Source organism: Streptomyces tendae (genome assembly GCF_008632955.1).
In the GTDB taxonomy this organism is placed as follows: Bacteria; Actinomycetota; Actinomycetes; order Streptomycetales; family Streptomycetaceae; genus Streptomyces.
Genome location: NZ_CP043960.1, coordinates 212,287 through 228,620, shown reverse-complemented (window position 1 = coordinate 228,620; position 16,334 = coordinate 212,287). Strand labels below are relative to the sequence as shown.

Below are 16,334 nucleotides of genomic sequence, written 5' to 3'. Positions count from 1 at the left end.
GGGCGACCGAGCCGGCGGCCTCACATTCCCACCCCATCGCAGGAGTACAGGCATGCAGCAGCAGACCATGACCAAAGTGACCGGCCTCCGGGCGGACAGCGACTTCTTCCGCTTCGAAGAGCGGGACGAACTCGACTACCAGCTCGTCCTCGACGTCCTGCACGGCAGGCGGCTGGGAGTCATCTTCCGGAGTGTCATACCGCAGGCGGCGCGCAAGGAGCTGACCGATCGGTTCTGGCGCAGCCCGGCACTCCGGCACCGCGAGGGCGAGCCCTCGCACTACGTGGGCGCCTACCACTGGAACAAGTCCACCGCGACCTACCTGGACGAGACGGCCGAGGTCATCGAGGACGTCAAGGCGGTGATCGACGTCCCGGGCTCGCCCTGGGCGACCTTCCGCGAGGGTATGGCGCAGGCCCTGGCGCAGGAGGGCGCAAGCCTCCGGCTCGCCGAGATGAACGGACGCTCGGCCTGCCCCGCGCTGATCCGGGCCTGGGACCAGCCGGGACAGTTCTCACTGGACCCGCACGAGGACTCGGCCCAGTGCCAGGACCCGCGGCAGGTGGGTTTCGAGATCCAGAACGTCATCCAGCACAGTATCTGTGCCGTGAACATGTGCGTCGAGCACACCGCGGGCGGGCGTCTGGTCGTCTGGAACATCCGTCCCGACGACGAGGCCCGACGGGCCCTCGGGATCGAACTGACCGGCATTCCCTATCCGCCGGAGTCGCTCGCGGAGTTCGACGAGATCCGCCTGGACATCCGGGAGGGCGACATCTACGCCTTCAACGGCGCCTTCGTGCACGCGGTCGACGCCAACACCGGCAACCGCTCCACGGTTTCCTACATCATGGGCTTCACCGGAGCGGACACGGTTGTCAGCTGGACGTAGTCCCCTGCGGCGCGAGCCAGTCCGCGCACCAGGCGCGCCATCCGGCCGCCACCCCGCATCCGGCTCCCGACGTCCCGCTCCGTCTGCTTCCGGCGCGCCCGCATCCGCATCCGCACTGAAGCGAGGCGGGCGTGCCGGACGGCGCAGCCTCCGCCCCACAGGCCGATACGAGGAAGAAGCACATGCAGCAGCGAGCCGACACGCTCGGGGAACGACCGGGACGTCTTCCGGAGACGACCGCGGTCTGCGTCCACGACGTCTTCTCCGCACGGGCGCGCCGGGCCCCGCAGGCCACCGCCGTTCTCGTGACTCCCGCCGCCGGGTCCGCGGCGGGCCACGTCCCGCAGTTGACCTTCGCCGAACTCGACGCGTTGTCGAACCAGTTCGCGCACCAGCTCGCACAGCTCGGGCTCCGCCCCGAGGACCGCATCGCCGTCTGCCTGGAGCCGTCTTCGGCACTGGCCGTGGCCCTGCTGGGCATCATGAAGGCGGGCGCGGCCTACGTACCGCTCGACTCCCGCTACCCGGCCGAGCGGCTGCGCCATCTCCTGGACGACTCCGGGGCCCGTGCCGTCGTCGCCGACACGGGGACCGAGCCGGTGCTGCCGGCGACCGAGGCGGCGACGATCCTGCTGGACGAGCGGTTCACACAGTTGGCGGGTCTGCCGTCCGCCCCTCCTGCCACGGTCGTCTGCCCGGACGGTGTCGCCTGCGTCATCTACACGTCCGGCTCGACCGGCGTCCCCAAGGGCGTCATGATCACCCATCGAGGGCTGGTGAACCTGGCACGGGCCGCCGCCGACGAGTTCGGCCTCGGGCCCGACGACCGCTTCCTCCAACTGGCCTCGATCAGTTTCTCCGCGGCACTGGAGGAGATCTTCCCGGCCCTGTTGAGCGGCGCCACCCTGGTCATGGGCGGCTACGGCCGCGCGCTGCCCAGCGTGCCGCACTTCCTGGAGGTCCTCGAACGCCACCAGGTGACCGGTTTCGAAATCACCACACCCTACTGGCACCAGCTGGTCGACGAGTTGGAGGAGGACGGTGGCCGTCTGCCCGGCTCGCTGCGATTCGTGGTCATGGGCGGCGACCGCGTCCATCCGGACCGGGTACTGGCATGGCGGCGGCACGGCGTACCGCTGATCCACGTGTACGGCCCCACCGAGTCCACGGCCACGGCGACGTACCATCACAGCGCCAAGACGGCCCAGCGCGCCGACGGCCTGCTACCGATCGGTACCGCGATCGAGGGCGCGACGGTCCACGTGCTCGGCCCGGCGATGACGCAGGTGCCGCCGGGCGAGCCGGGTGAGGTGTTCGTCGGCGGCGCGGCACTGGCCCGGGGTTATCTCGGGTCTCCGGCCAAGACGGCCGAGCGCTTCGTCCCCGATCCGTTCGGACAGCCGAGTGCCCGGCTCTACCGCACCGGGGATCTGGCACGGCGCCTTCCCGACGGGCAGTTGCAGTTCCTGGGCCGCACGGACAACCAGATCAAGATCCGCGGAGTCCGTGTCGAGCCCGGTGAGGTGGAGGCGGCTCTACGCCGGCACCCGCAGGTGGCGCAGGCCGTGGTGACCCTGTACCGCGACCCGGCGAGCCCGGACGGCGACCGGCTCGTGGCCCATCTCGTGCCGGCGGTGAAGCTCGCCCGGGACGAGGCCGACACCCTGCCGGACCGGGTCCGTCGCCACCTGGACGAACGACTGCCCGCGCACCTGATACCCACGGAATTCGCCCTGATCGACGCCGTGCCGCTCACCGCCCACGGCAAGATCGACTATGCGGCCCTGCCCGCCATCACCGGGCGGCGCGGCAGCACGGCCGAAACGGCGGTCGACCCGTTGGACGGCACCGCCGCCGAACTCGCCGACATATGGGCGTCGGTGATCGGGGTCGACGCGGTGCACGGCGACGACTCGTTCACGGATTTGGGCGGCAACTCGCTCCAGGCAGCGCGGGTCATCGCCCGGGTCCGCCGCCGCTACGGCGTACGCGTGTCCCCCGCCGACCTGCTCGGCGGGGCGATGCTGCGACGCTTCGCCGTGCTGGTCGAGGAGCGGCAGCGCACCTCGGACACCGCCAGCCCAGACGAGGCGGGGAGTCTCGGTTTCTGGTCGCAGCGGCGCACCGTGGTCGAACGCTCCCTCGCCGCACGCGCCGACTCCCGTCGCGCGTCCCCGATCTCCGTGTCGCAGCAGGGGCTGTGGGTGCTCAGCAGGCTGGCCCCAGACGTTCCCCTGTACAACGAGGCCTGGCAGTGCCGGCTGTCGGGCCCGCTGGACCGTGCGGCCTTCACACGCGCGCTGACGGTCGTCGCCGAACGCCACGAGGCCCTCCGTACGACCTTCGGGGACCTGGCCGGTGAACCCGTCCAGTACGTCTCCCCCGAGCCCACGCACACCCTGCGGTTCGCCGACGTCGCCCAGGAGCCGGACCAGGGCGAGGCGCTGTGCGCGAAGGAGGTCCGCACACCGTTGGACCCGGTCACGGGCCCGGTGCTGCGGGTGCTGGTCCTGTCCCATTCCCCGGCGGAGCACACCGCCGTCTTCACCGCCCACCACCTGATCTTCGACGGAATGTCGAAGGAGATCGTCATCGACGAACTCGGACGGCTGTACGCCGCGTTCCGCGGCGGCGCCACCGATCCGCTGCCCGAGCCGCCCGACCAGTACGCGGACTTCGCGCTGTGGCAGCGCGCGCATCTCAAGGGCGCGGAGCTGGACCGGCTGCTCGCCCACTGGCGCGCCCGGCTGACCCAGTCGCCGGCACCTCCGGCACCGCTGCGCACCGACCGCCCCCTCGCACCGGCCGCCCGCCACGACGGAGGACGCCTGGAGCACACGCTGCCCGCTGAGGTGCGGGCCGCTGTGGCCGACCTGGCTCGCCGGCAGGGCGCGACACCTTTCATGATCCTGCTCAGCGTCTTCTACGGTCTGCTGCACCAGCGCACCGGCATCGGCGATCTGACCGTCGGCACCCCGATGGCCAACCGCCTGGCCCCGGGCTCCGACCGTGTCGTCGGATACTTCAGCAACACCGTCGTCCTGCGGACCGGCGTCCGCGGCGAAGACAGCTTCCAGGAGCTGCTCGCGCGCGTCCGCGAGGTGTGTCTGGACGCGTACGCCCACCAGGCCCTCCCCTTCGACACACTCGTCGAACGCCTGCGTCCGCCGCGGGAAGGCGGACGGACTCCCCTGTTCCAATCGATCTTCGCCTTCGAGGACGAGTCCGCGCTGGAGCGCACGGTCGGCGACCTCCGCCTGAGCCGATTCCGCTCGCTGCCGACGGGATACGCCAAGTTCGAGCTCGGCTGGGTCGTCACCGACCGCGACGGCACCCTCCAGATCGCCGCGACCTACCGCAGCGACCTGTTCGACGCGGCCACCGTGCGCGGGCTGTTGGATCAGTACGAGCAGCTGCTCCTCCGCTTCCTCGCCCAGCCCGGCAGCGTGATCTGTCCGGAACAGCGCCGTTCCGCGGCCCGGCCGCTCCTGCCCGACGAGCGCCACCCCGTGGTCAGTGCGCCCACCGCACAGCGAACGGAAACCTCATGAGCACCGCGCCACCGCACGAGGCCACCGCCCTCCCGCACACCCGGCGGCCCGTCATCGAGCTGTTCAGCCATGGCAGGTACTGGTGCTGGGCCGTGGCGACGGCACTGCTGCGCCTGCCGCCGATCATGGCACCGATGGCCCTGGTCCTCGCCAGCATGCACTACACCGGAAGCCCGGCGAAGGGAGGCATGCTGGTCGGCGTCTCACTCGTGCCGAGCGTGCTGTTGGCCCCGGTGTTCGGCCGGGTCCTGGACCGGCTGGGGCCCGAGGCGTGGACCTACCGGCTGCTGCTGCTCGGCGCCGCCGCCCGCGTCGCCCTCGCCCCGGCGTTCGCAGCCGACGCCCCTACCTGGCTGCTGATCCTGCTCACCCTCGTGGGCCAAGTGGTGACCTTCGGTGCGGGCGGTGCAACCCGTACCCTGCTGGACCGGGTCGTGCCGCAGAGGCTGGTCTCCCCGGCACTCTCCATCGACTCGGTCCTGGTGGAGGTCGTCGTGGTCACCGCGCCGTTCCTGGTCGTGGTGACCTCGTTCGCCAGTCCCGCGTACGCCCTGCTCGCCATGGGCCTGTCCATGGCGGCCGGCGCGGCCCTGGTCCATCCGAAGGCGCTCTTCCGGCGCGGCACGGACGACGCCGCCGACCAGGTCTCGACCGGTGCGGACCCGGCGCAGCAGGACACAGACCCGGTGGTCGCGGTGCCGCCGGAGCCGAACGGAGTCTGGCGCAACCCCAGGTTCCTGTTCTGGGTCCTCGTCTCCCTCTCCTTCGGGCAGCTTCTCGGCACCGCCGACCTGGGTGTCCTGCCCCGGGCGGTGCAGCAGGGAGGCGGCACGGCGCAGGCGGCGGTACTCACTGGCGTGCTCGGCTGTGCCAGCGCGGGGGCAGGACTGCTCTACGCTTGGTACGGTCCGAGGATCAAGTTCGGTGCGGTCACCCAAGCCGTCGTCCTGCTGCTGTTCATGTCGGCCGCCAGTGCGGCCATCGCCGACGCCGGGTCCTGGTGGTCCTTGGGCATCGCGTTCGCCGCGCTGGGCCTGGGCACCGCTCCGCTGAACACGGTGATGTTCGAGGAGCCGGCCCGCATCGTCCGGGCCGAGCGGACCTCGGAGGCGTTCAGCGTTCTCGTCGCGGCCAACGGCATCGGTACCGCGCTGGCCGCGGCACTGCTCGGTGCCGTTCCACTGCACACGATGCTGTTGCTGGGTTCGGCATCGGCGCTCGTCACGCTGCTGGCCGGCCCCTTCCTCCTGCGCCGGGCGACGCGGACCAGCCGTGTGCGCCCCTCATCCCCGACCGTCCCCGAGGACGGCGTCTGACGGCGTGTCCGACCGGGCCCGGCCCGTGCCCGAGCCCGGTCGGGGGGAGGGGCGGCGTCCTTGCGCGGGCCTCCTCACAGAAAGAAGGACCATGGACCAGTCGCGCGTTCCGACCGACGACCACGCCGTATCGGCCTTCGACAGCCATGACCCTGCACTGGCGCGGGACCCCTATCCCGTCTACGAGCGGCTCCGTTCCCGATGCCCCGTCACCTGGAGCCCGTCCTGGGGCGGCTTCTGGGTGGCGTCCGGGCACGCGGAGGTCTCGCTGGCCGGGCGGGACAAGGCGTTCTCCACCGGCCAGGTGCTGCCCGACGGGACCGTCCAGGGCGTCACCATTCCTCCGCTGGGCCAGACCGGTCGGCTCGTTCCGCTCGAACAGGATGCGCCGGAGAGCATCAAGTACCGCAGGCTGGTGGCCTCCTTCTACTCGGCCGGCCGGGTCAGGGAGCGGATGCCGGAGCTGCGCCGGCTCGCGCGGGAGAGCGTCGACGCGGTCATCAGGGACGGCTCGTGCGACATCGTTCAGGCCCTCACTCTGCGCGTGCCGGCCATCGTCACCATGCGCGACATAGGGTTCCCGGACGAGCGATGGGCCGAGATCGACGCCCTGCTGCACCAGGCCCTGCTGGCAGCACCCCACGACATGGCCTCCGCCCGGGCCCACGCGCAGGAGATCACTCTGGAGATCCTCGAGCAGGTGGAGCAGCACCGCGAGGACGGAACCGGCGGAGGACTGATCCCGCATCTGCTGGCCGCCACCGTCGACGGCCGGCCGGTCGACGACGAGGACATCCTGTCGATCCTGTACCTGCTCCTGCTCGGCATCGACCCCACGTCCACCCTGACCGCGACGGCCCTGCTGCACCTCGCACACGACCACGACCTCAGGAAGCGGCTCACCGCCGAGCCGGCCCTGCTCCCCCAGGCCGCCGACGAGTTCCTCCGCTGGATGTCCCCGGTCCAGGGCACCAGCCGCACCGTCACCGCCGACACCTCGCTCGGAGGGGTCCCCCTGCGCCGCGGGGAGCGGATCTTCCTGTCATGGGGGGCGGCCAACCGCGACCCGTCCGTCTTCGCCGACCCCGACGCCGTCCTGATCGACCGTGACCACCGGGATCACCTCGCCTTCGGCGCGGGCCCGCACTACTGCCTGGGCGCAGCGCTGGTGCGCGCCATGTTCAGCGTCATGGTGGAGGAGGTCATCACCCGGATGCCCGACTACGCCATCGCCGACCCGGCCGGCATCACCTACTTCCCCGATCTGAGTTCGGTCTACGGCGTCACCGCCCTGCCCCTCACCTACACGCCGGGTGAGCCGACCCGCACCACGGATCCGGAGTAACCAGATGAGCGAGCACAGTCTGTCCGTCTCCACCCTGTCGCCGGAGCGACTTCGGCTGCTCAGGAGGCAGCGCGGAGCCCGCGATGCCGGCCCGGCCACGTTGCGGGCGGGACTCGCCGGTGCCGCGCCCGTGCCCGCGTCCATGGCACAACGCGCGTTGTGGTTCCTCGACCAGGTCATGGCGCCGGGTGACCGCTCCGCGTACAACCTGGGCAGGGCGGTGACGGTGCGCGGCGTCCTCGACACCGGCCTGCTCGAACGCTGCCTGACGGAGATCGTCCGCAGGCATCAGGTGCTGCGGACCACCTTCATGGCAGAGGACGGCGCCCCGGTGCAGGTGGTCCACGACCCCGGCTCAGTCCGGCTGCCGGTGCGGGACGTCAGCACGCTCCCGCCGGCGCAACGCGCCGCGGCGGTACGGCTGGCGGCCGAGGCGGAGTTCACCCGCCCGTTCGACCTGGCCGAGGACGCGCTGTTCCGCGCGCTGCTGATCCGCTCGGGCCCGGCCGAGCACACCCTGGTCCTGGTCTTCCACCACGCGGTCTTCGACGGCTGGTCGTTCGGCGTATTCTTCGACGAACTGGCCGCGCTGTACACCGCGTTCGGCGCGGACCGCCCTTCGCCGCTCGCCGAGCCGGCGCTGCAGTACACCGACTACTCGGTGTGGCAGCGGACCCGGCTCGACCAGGGCGCACTGGCCGAGGGACTCGCCTACTGGCGGCGCACCCTGGCCGGTGCTCCCGGCCTGCTGGCGCTGCCGACGGACCACCCCCGTCCGGCTGTGGCGTCGTACACCGGCGCGCAGTTCGCCTTCGTCCTGCCTCCGGAGGTGACGGCCGCCGCACGCTCACGGGCCCGTGCGGAGGGCTGCACCCTCTACATGGTGCTGCTTGCCGCCTACCAGGTGTTGCTGGCCCGCCTGTCCGGGCAGCGCGACGTCGTGGTGGGGTCCCCCGTGGCCGGTCGGCCGCGCGCCGAACTGGAGGGGATGGTCGGCTTCTTCGTCAACACCGTGGTCCTGCGCGCGGAGGTCGCGGACGACCTCACGTTCCGGGACCACCTGCGCCGCGCCCGGCAGACGGTGCTCGAGGCGTTCGAGCACCAGGACGTGCCCTTCGAGCTGCTCGTGGAGGAGCTCAGGCCGGAGCGGACGTTGAGCCACAACCCGCTCTTCCAGGCCGTGTTCAGTTTCCAGAACACCGGCGCCGAGGACTCCGTGCGGCTCCCCGGCCTCGAGGTCGCCCCCTGCACGGTGACCACCCGCGACGCCAAGTTCGACCTGGTCCTGGAGGTGGTGGAGGACGGTGACGCACTGCGGTGCGAGCTCGGCTACCGCACGGATCTGTTCGAGCCGGAGACCGCACAGCGGATCGGTCGGCGCTACGCGCGGCTCCTCGCCCAGCTCCTCGCCGAACCGGAGCGGACCGTGGGAAGCGTGGACCTGCTCCTGCCCGGGGAGGCGTCGGAGCTGGTGCGGCAGGGACGGGGACCGGCCGTGCCGGGCGCGCCCACCACGCTGCACGGCCTGATCGAGGAGCAGGTGCGCCGCACCCCGCACGCGCCGGCCGTGCTCTGCGACGGTGTGGAGACGACCTACGCGGAACTGGACGCCCGTGCCGAGCGGCTGGCCCGCTCGCTGCGCCGGCGCGGGGTCCGGCCCGAAGGCGTGGTCGCCGTACAGCTGCCGCGTTCGGTGGAGGCCGTCGTCGCCTTCCTGGCCGTGCTCAAGGCCGGAGGCGCATACCTTCCGCTGGACCCGTCCCACCCGGCGGAGCGCATCGCGTTCATGTTGCGAGACGCCCGGCCGGTCTGTGTGCTCACCGACCGGGACCTGGCCGCGGCGGACGGCGGGCACGAGCCGCAGGCGCCGCCGGCCGACGCGGCCCCCGCCCATCCGGCGTACGTGCTGTACACCTCCGGGTCCACAGGACAGCCCAAGGGCGTCGTCGTCCCGCACGCGGCCGCGGTCAACCTGGTGCGCTGGACCGTGTCCGAGTTCGGTCCGCAACAGCTGTCGCGTGTCCTGTGCGCCGCCTCGTTCTCCTTCGACGCCTCGATCTTCGAACTGTTCGCGCCCCTGGCCTGCGGCGGCCGGGTGGAGATCGTGCGCGATGTCCTCGCGCTCGCCGAACGCGACCCGCAGGCCGACCGGACGACGCTGGTCAGCGGGGCGCCGTCGGCGATGACGGTGCTCGCGGCACAACGCCGGCTGCCGGCCGGCACCACCACCGTGGTCAACATCGGCGAGGCCCTTCCCGGAGCACTGATCGAGGAGGTTCTCCACGTCCTCCCCCAGGCACGTGTCTTCAACGGCTACGGGCCCACCGAGACCACCGTGTGGGCGGCGCACTGGACCACCGATGTCCCCGTGAGCGGGCTCCCGCCGATCGGGCGCCCGGTGGGCGGGGACCGCCTCTACGTCCTGGACGCCGCTCTCGGCCAGGTGCCGACCGGTGTGACGGGAGAGTTGTACGTGGCCGGTGCCGGGCTCGCGCGCGGCTACCTGGGCCGGCCGCAGCTCACGGCCGAACATTTCCTTCCCGACCCGTACGACGGTCCGGGCGAACGGATGTACCGCACCGGCGACCTGGCCCGCTGGCGGTCGGACGGCCTGCTGGAATACCTCGGCCGCACCGACCACCAGGTGAAGATCCGCGGCTACCGTGTCGAACTCGGAGAGATCGAGGCGACGCTGCGCAGCCACCCGGCGGTACGGCAGGCGGTGGTCCTCGCGCGCGAGGACGCACCCGGGGAGCGCCACCTGGTGGCCTATGTCGTCCCCGGCGACCCCGCAGGGCCTCCCCCGGTGTCCGAGCTGCGCAGCCGGCTCAGCCGCACACTGCCCGCGTACATGATTCCGGCCGCCTTCGTCACCCTGGCCGAGCTGCCCCTCACCGGGAACGGAAAGCTCGACCGTGCGAAGCTGCCGTCGCCGACGGCCGAGCGGCCGACGAGGAAAGCCACCGAGCGGCCACGCACCCCGCAGGAGCGGCGGGTCGCGGAGGTCTGGTCGGAGGTCCTGCACCGGGACGACATCGGCCTGCACGACAACTTCTTCGACCTCGGCGGCACCTCCCTCGCGGCCGTACGGATGGCGGCGCGCATCACGCGGGCCGGCGGCCGGACCATCCGCCCCACCGCCGTCTTCCAGGCACCCACGGTCGAGCAGCTGGCCGCCCTGCTGAGCGAGGAGGACGCCCCGGGCGACGCCTCGCCTCTGGTGACGTTGCGCGACGGCGGTGCCGGGGCACCCGTCGTTCTCGTCCATCCCCTCGGCGGCAACGTCCTGTGCTACGCCGGGCTCAGCAACGCGCTGGGACCGGACCGGCCCGTCCACGGCCTGGTCGCGCGCGGTCTCGGCGCCGATGAGGTGCCGCGCGACCGCGTCGAGGCCATGGCCGCCGCCTACCTGGCCGCACTGCCGAAAGCCACGACCGACCGTCCGTTCCTGCTCGCGGGCTGGTCCATGGGAGGCGTCGTCGCGCTGGAGATGGCCCGGCAGTTCCTGCAGTCGACGGGCCGCCCCCTGCCTGTGTTCATGCTGGACAGCTATCCGCCGCCACCGGCCGGCCTCCGCGCAGGCGCCAGCAACCGCCCGGACGAGGCCGCGCTGCTGGCCGACTTCGCCGCGGACTGGGGGCGCGTCCTGGACCTCGACCTCGCCCTGCCGCCCGCCGACCTCGCGCGGTCCGGGCCGCGGGCCGGCCGTGAGCGGCTGCTGGCACGCGCCCAGGCCGCCGGTGTGCTCTCACCCGACGACGGCCTGGTCCTCCTGGACCGCCTGTTCCGAACGTACGCGGCACACGCCGTGGCGCTGGACCACTACCGACCGGTCACCGCCTACCCGGGACCGGTCACCCTGCTCTGCGCACGCGCCGGCCGGGTGGGCCACGCGGCGGACCACGGCTGGTCCGACCGGGTGTCCGGGTCGGTCACCGTCGTGGAGGTGCCGGGAGACCACTACAGCATGCTGCGCGAACCCCACCTGGCCCACACCGCCGCCGCCCTGCTGGCGCACCTGAAAGCGAGCGACCCCTCATGAGACTTCCGCACGCGCCACTCGAAGATTGGATGCGGCATTTCTACTTCGACACGAAGATCGATCTGGGCAGCAGCGGCGTGCAGCCCTGGACCCTGTCGGAGCTGCGCCGGCTGCTGGGCATCCACCCCACGGAGCTGGACTCGCTCGCCTTCGACGACAGCGAGTCGTACGGCGGCCGGGAGTTGCGTGAGGTGTTGGCCGTCCGGTTCGGCGTCGACGACCCGGACCGTGTCATGGCGACCCACGGATCCACCGAAGCGATCTTCGTGGCCATGAACGCCCTGCTGACCTCCGGCGACGAAGTCGTCGTCGTGGACCCCGCCTACCATTCGCTGCGGTCGGTCGCCGAGGCGATCGGCTGCCGGATCAAGCGCTGGCGGCTCCGACCGGAGGACGGCTTCCGTCCCTGTCTGGACATCCTGCGTCCGCTGCTCACCAGCCGCACCCGCATGGTGATCGTCAACTTCCCGCACAATCCGACGGGTGCGACCCTCACCCGCGACCAGTTCGACGCCTTCCTGGACCTGGTCGCCGACCACGGTGCCTATCTCGTCTGGGACGGCGCCTTCACCGAGCTGGTGTACGACACGCCGCCGTTGCCCGAGCCCGCGCTGCGCTACGCGCGCTGCGTGTCGATCGGCACGATGTCCAAGGCCTACGGGCTGCCCGGGACACGTGTCGGCTGGTGCCTCGCCACACCGGAGATCCTGACGCGTTTCGTCCCCCTGCGCGACGCCATCAGCATCTGCCTGTCTCCCCTGACCGAGTTCTTCGCCGCGCGGGCCATCGCGCAGGCCGACCGGATCCTTGACGTGCGGCGCGCCCAGGCGGCCCGCAACCGGCAACGGCTGGCCGACTGGATCCGGCACAACTCCGAGCTGGTGTCCTGGACCCGACCCGACGGCGGCTGCACGGCCTTCCCGACGTTCGCCGGCATCGAGGACACCGAGGACCTGTGCCGCGAGCTGGGCGCCCGCCACGACGTCCTGCTCGTGCCGGGATCCGCCTTCGGCCATCCCGACCGGGTGCGCCTGGGTTTCGGTGGCGACGAGGCCGCATTCGTGGAGGGACTGGACCGATTGCAGGGTGCCCTGCGCGCGCGCCGAGGTGCCGCTCATGACTGACACGAACACGGCCGAGCTGGAGACCGGGGTGACGCGGACGGGCGCCGAGCGGATGCGGGCCCGGCTGGAGGACCTGTCCGAGGAGCAGCGCGCCCTGCTCGAACAACGGCTACGGGAGCGACGGCACCGACTGCGCGCCCAGGAACCACTGGTCTGCGAAACCTCGGTGGCCCAACAGGGGTTGTGGTTCCTCGACCAGCTCAAGCAGGACGACCCGTTCTACACCCTGGCGTGGCGCATCGATCTGGCAGGGCCGCTCGACGTCGGCGCGCTGTCCGCGGCCGTCAACGACGTCGTGGCACGCCACGGCGCCCTGCGCACCCGGTTCGCAGAGCGGGACGGCAGGCCCGTGCAGGTCGTGGAGCCCTTCCGCGGCCTGCGTGTTCCGGTGACCGATCTGCGCCGGCCGGACGGACCGACGCGGGACACCGTCGTCGACGCCGCCTGTGCCCGGCTGACCTCCGAGGCGTTCGACCTGGCCAAGGGCCCCCTCTTCCGCGTCGAGGTCCTGCGGGTCGCGGACGACCGCCACGTGCTCGTCGTGCTGGTGCACCACATCGTCTTCGACGGACGGTCCATGGACATCGTGGTGCGGGAACTGGCCGAGGCCTACAACACGGTGTGCGCCGGCCGGCCCCTGCCCGTACGCCCGGCCGAACAGTACGCGGACTTCGCCGCCTGGCAGCGCCGCCACCTCAGCGGTGAGCGGACGAACCAGCTGCTCGACTTCTGGCGCGAGGAGCTGCGCGACGCCCCGGAACTGCTGTCCCTGCCGATCAGCCGGCCGCGCCCGGCCGAGCAGTCCTACGCGGGCGCGGAACGGCGCATGCGGCTGCCCGCCCCGGTCAGCGCCAGCCTGCACGCCCTCGCCCGCGCCGAACGCAGCACGCTGTTCATGACGGTGCTCGCCGCCCTCCAGCTCCTCCTCATGCGCTATTCGGGGCGGCCCGACGTCAGCGTGGGCACACCTGTGGGCGGCAGGCTCCACACTGCGTTCGAGCAGTCGGTGGGGTACTTCGTGAACACGGTGGTCCTGCGGGGCCGGCTGGAGGGAGACCCGACCTTCCGTACGTTCCTGCGGCAGACCAGGCGCACCTTCCTGACCGCCTATGACCACCAGGACCTGCCGTTCGACCGGCTGGTGGAGGCACTGCGCCCGCAGCGCTCGCTTGGCCGCAACCCCCTGTACCAGGTCACCCTGTCCCACGAGGAGGACCGCTCCGGGCAGCGCCCGCGGTTCGCGGGGCTGGAGACCGCGCACCTGGGCATCGTGGACGTGGCCCGGTCGAAGTTCGACCTGTCCTTCACCGCCGCCCAGGACGGCGACGAGGTTGAGATCGCCGTGGAGTACGCCACCGACCTCTTCGACACGGACAGCGTCGAGGGGCTGATGGGGCACCTCCGCCGCCTTCTCGAAGCGGTGACCGCTGATCCGGACGAGCCTGTGAGCCGGCTCATGGCCCGCATGGTCTCCGAGGAGGAGCGCGGGCAGCTCGACCGGTGGGCCCGAACCCCCGGGTCACCCGACGCCGGCACGGTGCTCGAACTCGTGGCAGCCCAGGTGGCAGCGGCCCCCCAGGCCGTCGCGCTGGTGGCGGGCGACCGCACGGTGACCTATGCCGACCTGGACCGCATGTCCGACCGGATCGCCTCCGGGCTGGCGGACGCAGACGTGCGACCGGGCTCCCTCGTGGCCGTGGCGGCAGGCCGGTCCGTCGAGCTGGTGGCGGCGTTGCTGGGTGTGTGGAAGCACGGCTGCGCGTACCTCCCGCTGGATACCGCCGGACCGGCGGCCAGGGCAACGGCCATCGTGGCGGACGCCCACGCCGACGCGGTCGTGAGCATGGAGCACGAGGGGTCGTCCCGCTGGCCCGTCGGCGTCCAGGTCGTCCCGCTGACCTCATTGATGGCAGCCGGTGACCCGAGCCCACGGACGACCCCGCCGACCGCCGGACCAGATGACCTCGCCTACGTCCTCTACACCTCGGGATCGACCGGCGCCCCGAAGGGGGTGGAGGTCTCCCATGGCGGACTCGCCGGCTATGTCCGGTGGGCCGCGGCCGAGTACTGCCCCGCGTCGACGCCGACAGCTCCGCTGCACACCGCCGTCGGTGTCGACCTGACGGTGACCAGTCTCTGGCTGCCCCTCGCCAGCGGCGGCACAGTACACGTCATCGACGAGTCCGGATCCGTACCCGAGCTGGCGCGCACGCTCACCGGCGGGGCGGGCTGCGATCTGGTGAAGCTGACTCCGACTCAGCTCGACGAGCTCTGCCGGCTACTGCCCTCCGGGGCGCTCGCGGGCCGGGACGTCTGTTTCGTGATCGGCGGCGAAGTGCTGGCAGCCGACCTCGTACGGCGGCTCTTCGACATCGCGCCGGACGCCAGGGCCGTCAACGAGTACGGGCCGACCGAGGCGGTGGTCGGCTGCTGCACGCTGTCCCTGACGGCCGACGACACGCCGGACGACCGGCCGACCGTACCGATCGGACGCCCCACAGCCGGAGCCGAGCTGCGAGTCCTCGACCCACACGGCCTGCCGGTGCCGACGGGCACACCCGGCGAGCTCTGCATCGGCGGCAGCGTCCTCGCCCGGGGCTACGTACGGGACCCGGTACGCACCGCCGCCGTGTTCGTGCCCGATCCCTACGCCGCCCGCCCGGGATCGCGGCTGTACCGGACCGGGGACTTGGTGCGTCACCTGGGCGACGGCCGGCTGGAGTTCCTGGGACGAAGTGACCGGCAGCTGAAGATCGGCCACGAGCGGATCGAGCCGGCCGAGGTCGAGGCGGCGCTGCGCGCGGTGCACGGCGTGCGGACGGCCGCGGTCCAGGCCCACCGCGGCGACGGGGGCCGCGAGCACCTCGTGGGGTATGTCACCGGCGAGGTGACGGCGACCTCAGTGCGCGACGCAGTGGCCGAGCTGCTGCCCGAGCCCATGGTGCCGGCTTCGATCATGGTTCTGGACACCCTGCCCCGCACCGAGGACGGCACCGTGGACCAGGCCGCCCTGCCCGTACCGGACGGCCTGCGGGCGTCGGGCACTGTCACCGTCACACCCGCCGATCCGGTCGTGCAGCAGGTCGTCGCCACGCTGTGGGCGCTGATCCTTGCCTGCGGCACCATGGGGCCGAACGAGGACTTCTTCGCCCGCGGCGGCCAGTCGCTGTCCGCTGTGCGCGCGGTCGGGCTGATCAGAGAGGTGTTCCAGCTCGACGTGCCGGTCGCGGCACTGTTCCAGTCGCCCACGCCGGCGCTGTTCGCGGCGCGGCTGGGAGAACTCGCCGGTGACCGAGTCGATCTGGCGGAGGCGGCGGCATCGGTGCAGGCCGTGCTCAAACTGTCGGACCAGGAGGTCACCGACCGGCTCACCTCGCCGGAGTAACCCGAGACCCGCCTGGAGCCACGTCGCACGGTCCCGGCCGGCACGGCCGGGGGTCACGTGACGAGGAACCGCCCGCCGCATTTGTCCGCTCGCCGTCCACGATGTCCTCCCGTAGGCGGCGGCGTCACGCACGGGGTCCTCGGCGGGGCCGTGCGTGAGTCCCGTACAGCAGCGGCCTGACGCGACTCGCGCGAGCGGCACGGACCGTGGGCCCCACTTCCTCACCTCCTCTCGTCCGCGAGGGTCCGTGCCACCGGGACCCGCGACACGGCGATCGGCCAGCCCGCGCCGGGGACCTGGTACGGCTGTACCTGTGCGGTCCGGTGTACGTACGTGCCCACCCTGCCGGGGTGGGCACGCGGCTGCGTCATGGCGGTCGACGACGGCCGTGCCCGACCCCTGCTCGCATGCTGTGCGGCAGCCGCCCTGTTCCGTGTGCCTCGCACGCACCGTCTGCCGCAGCATTTCCGCATCGGGCGGACCTGCATCGTTTCCCCGGCAGTACCGCCCAAGTGATCGCTCGTCCATCGCCTGGCAGATCGCCGCTGCTTCCGTGTTGATCGGCGCGTGGTTTAGTCGCTTGCGTACGGGCGAGTGCCGAGACCGGACGGTCACGGTGCCAACAGCCCCGGAACCAGGAACCGACGAAGGGATCAGGGCGGTGAGGTATCCGTGATGC

At 72.0% G+C, this 16,334-nt stretch carries 7 protein-coding genes; all 7 read left to right on the top strand.

Going from position 1 to position 16,334, the window contains the following annotated elements:
• Positions 1 to 52: 52 nt before the first annotated feature.
• Complete coding sequence (locus F3L20_RS32730) at positions 53 to 892, top strand: hypothetical protein (RefSeq protein WP_150157712.1); 840 nt, start codon at positions 53 to 55, stop codon at positions 890 to 892.
• Between the two features lie 182 nt (positions 893 to 1,074).
• Entirely contained in the window at positions 1,075 to 4,443 is a 3,369-nt protein-coding gene (locus F3L20_RS32725) for a non-ribosomal peptide synthetase (RefSeq protein WP_150157711.1), read from the top strand.
• Positions 4,440 to 5,759, top strand: coding sequence for an MFS transporter (locus F3L20_RS32720; RefSeq protein ID WP_150157710.1), 1,320 nt, complete (start codon positions 4,440 to 4,442; stop codon positions 5,757 to 5,759). The genes F3L20_RS32725 and F3L20_RS32720 overlap by 4 nt, the downstream gene beginning before the upstream one ends.
• A gap of 91 nt (positions 5,760 to 5,850) precedes the next feature.
• Entirely contained in the window at positions 5,851 to 7,104 is a 1,254-nt protein-coding gene (locus F3L20_RS32715; protein WP_150157709.1) for a cytochrome P450, read from the top strand.
• A 4-nt stretch (positions 7,105 to 7,108) separates the two neighbouring features.
• Entirely contained in the window at positions 7,109 to 11,146 is a 4,038-nt protein-coding gene (locus F3L20_RS32710; RefSeq protein WP_150157708.1) for a non-ribosomal peptide synthetase, read from the top strand.
• 29 nt (positions 11,147 to 11,175) lie between these two features.
• Positions 11,176 to 12,270, top strand: coding sequence for a capreomycidine synthase (gene vioD / locus F3L20_RS32705; protein WP_167534743.1), 1,095 nt, complete (start codon positions 11,176 to 11,178; stop codon positions 12,268 to 12,270).
• Positions 12,263 to 15,655 carry a non-ribosomal peptide synthetase gene (locus F3L20_RS32700; RefSeq protein ID WP_150157706.1) on the top strand — a complete coding sequence of 1,131 codons (3,393 nt, stop codon included), beginning with the start codon at positions 12,263 to 12,265 and terminating at the stop codon, positions 15,653 to 15,655. Before vioD ends, F3L20_RS32700 begins: the two co-directional genes overlap by 8 nt.
• The last annotated feature ends 679 nt before the right edge of the window (positions 15,656 to 16,334 follow it).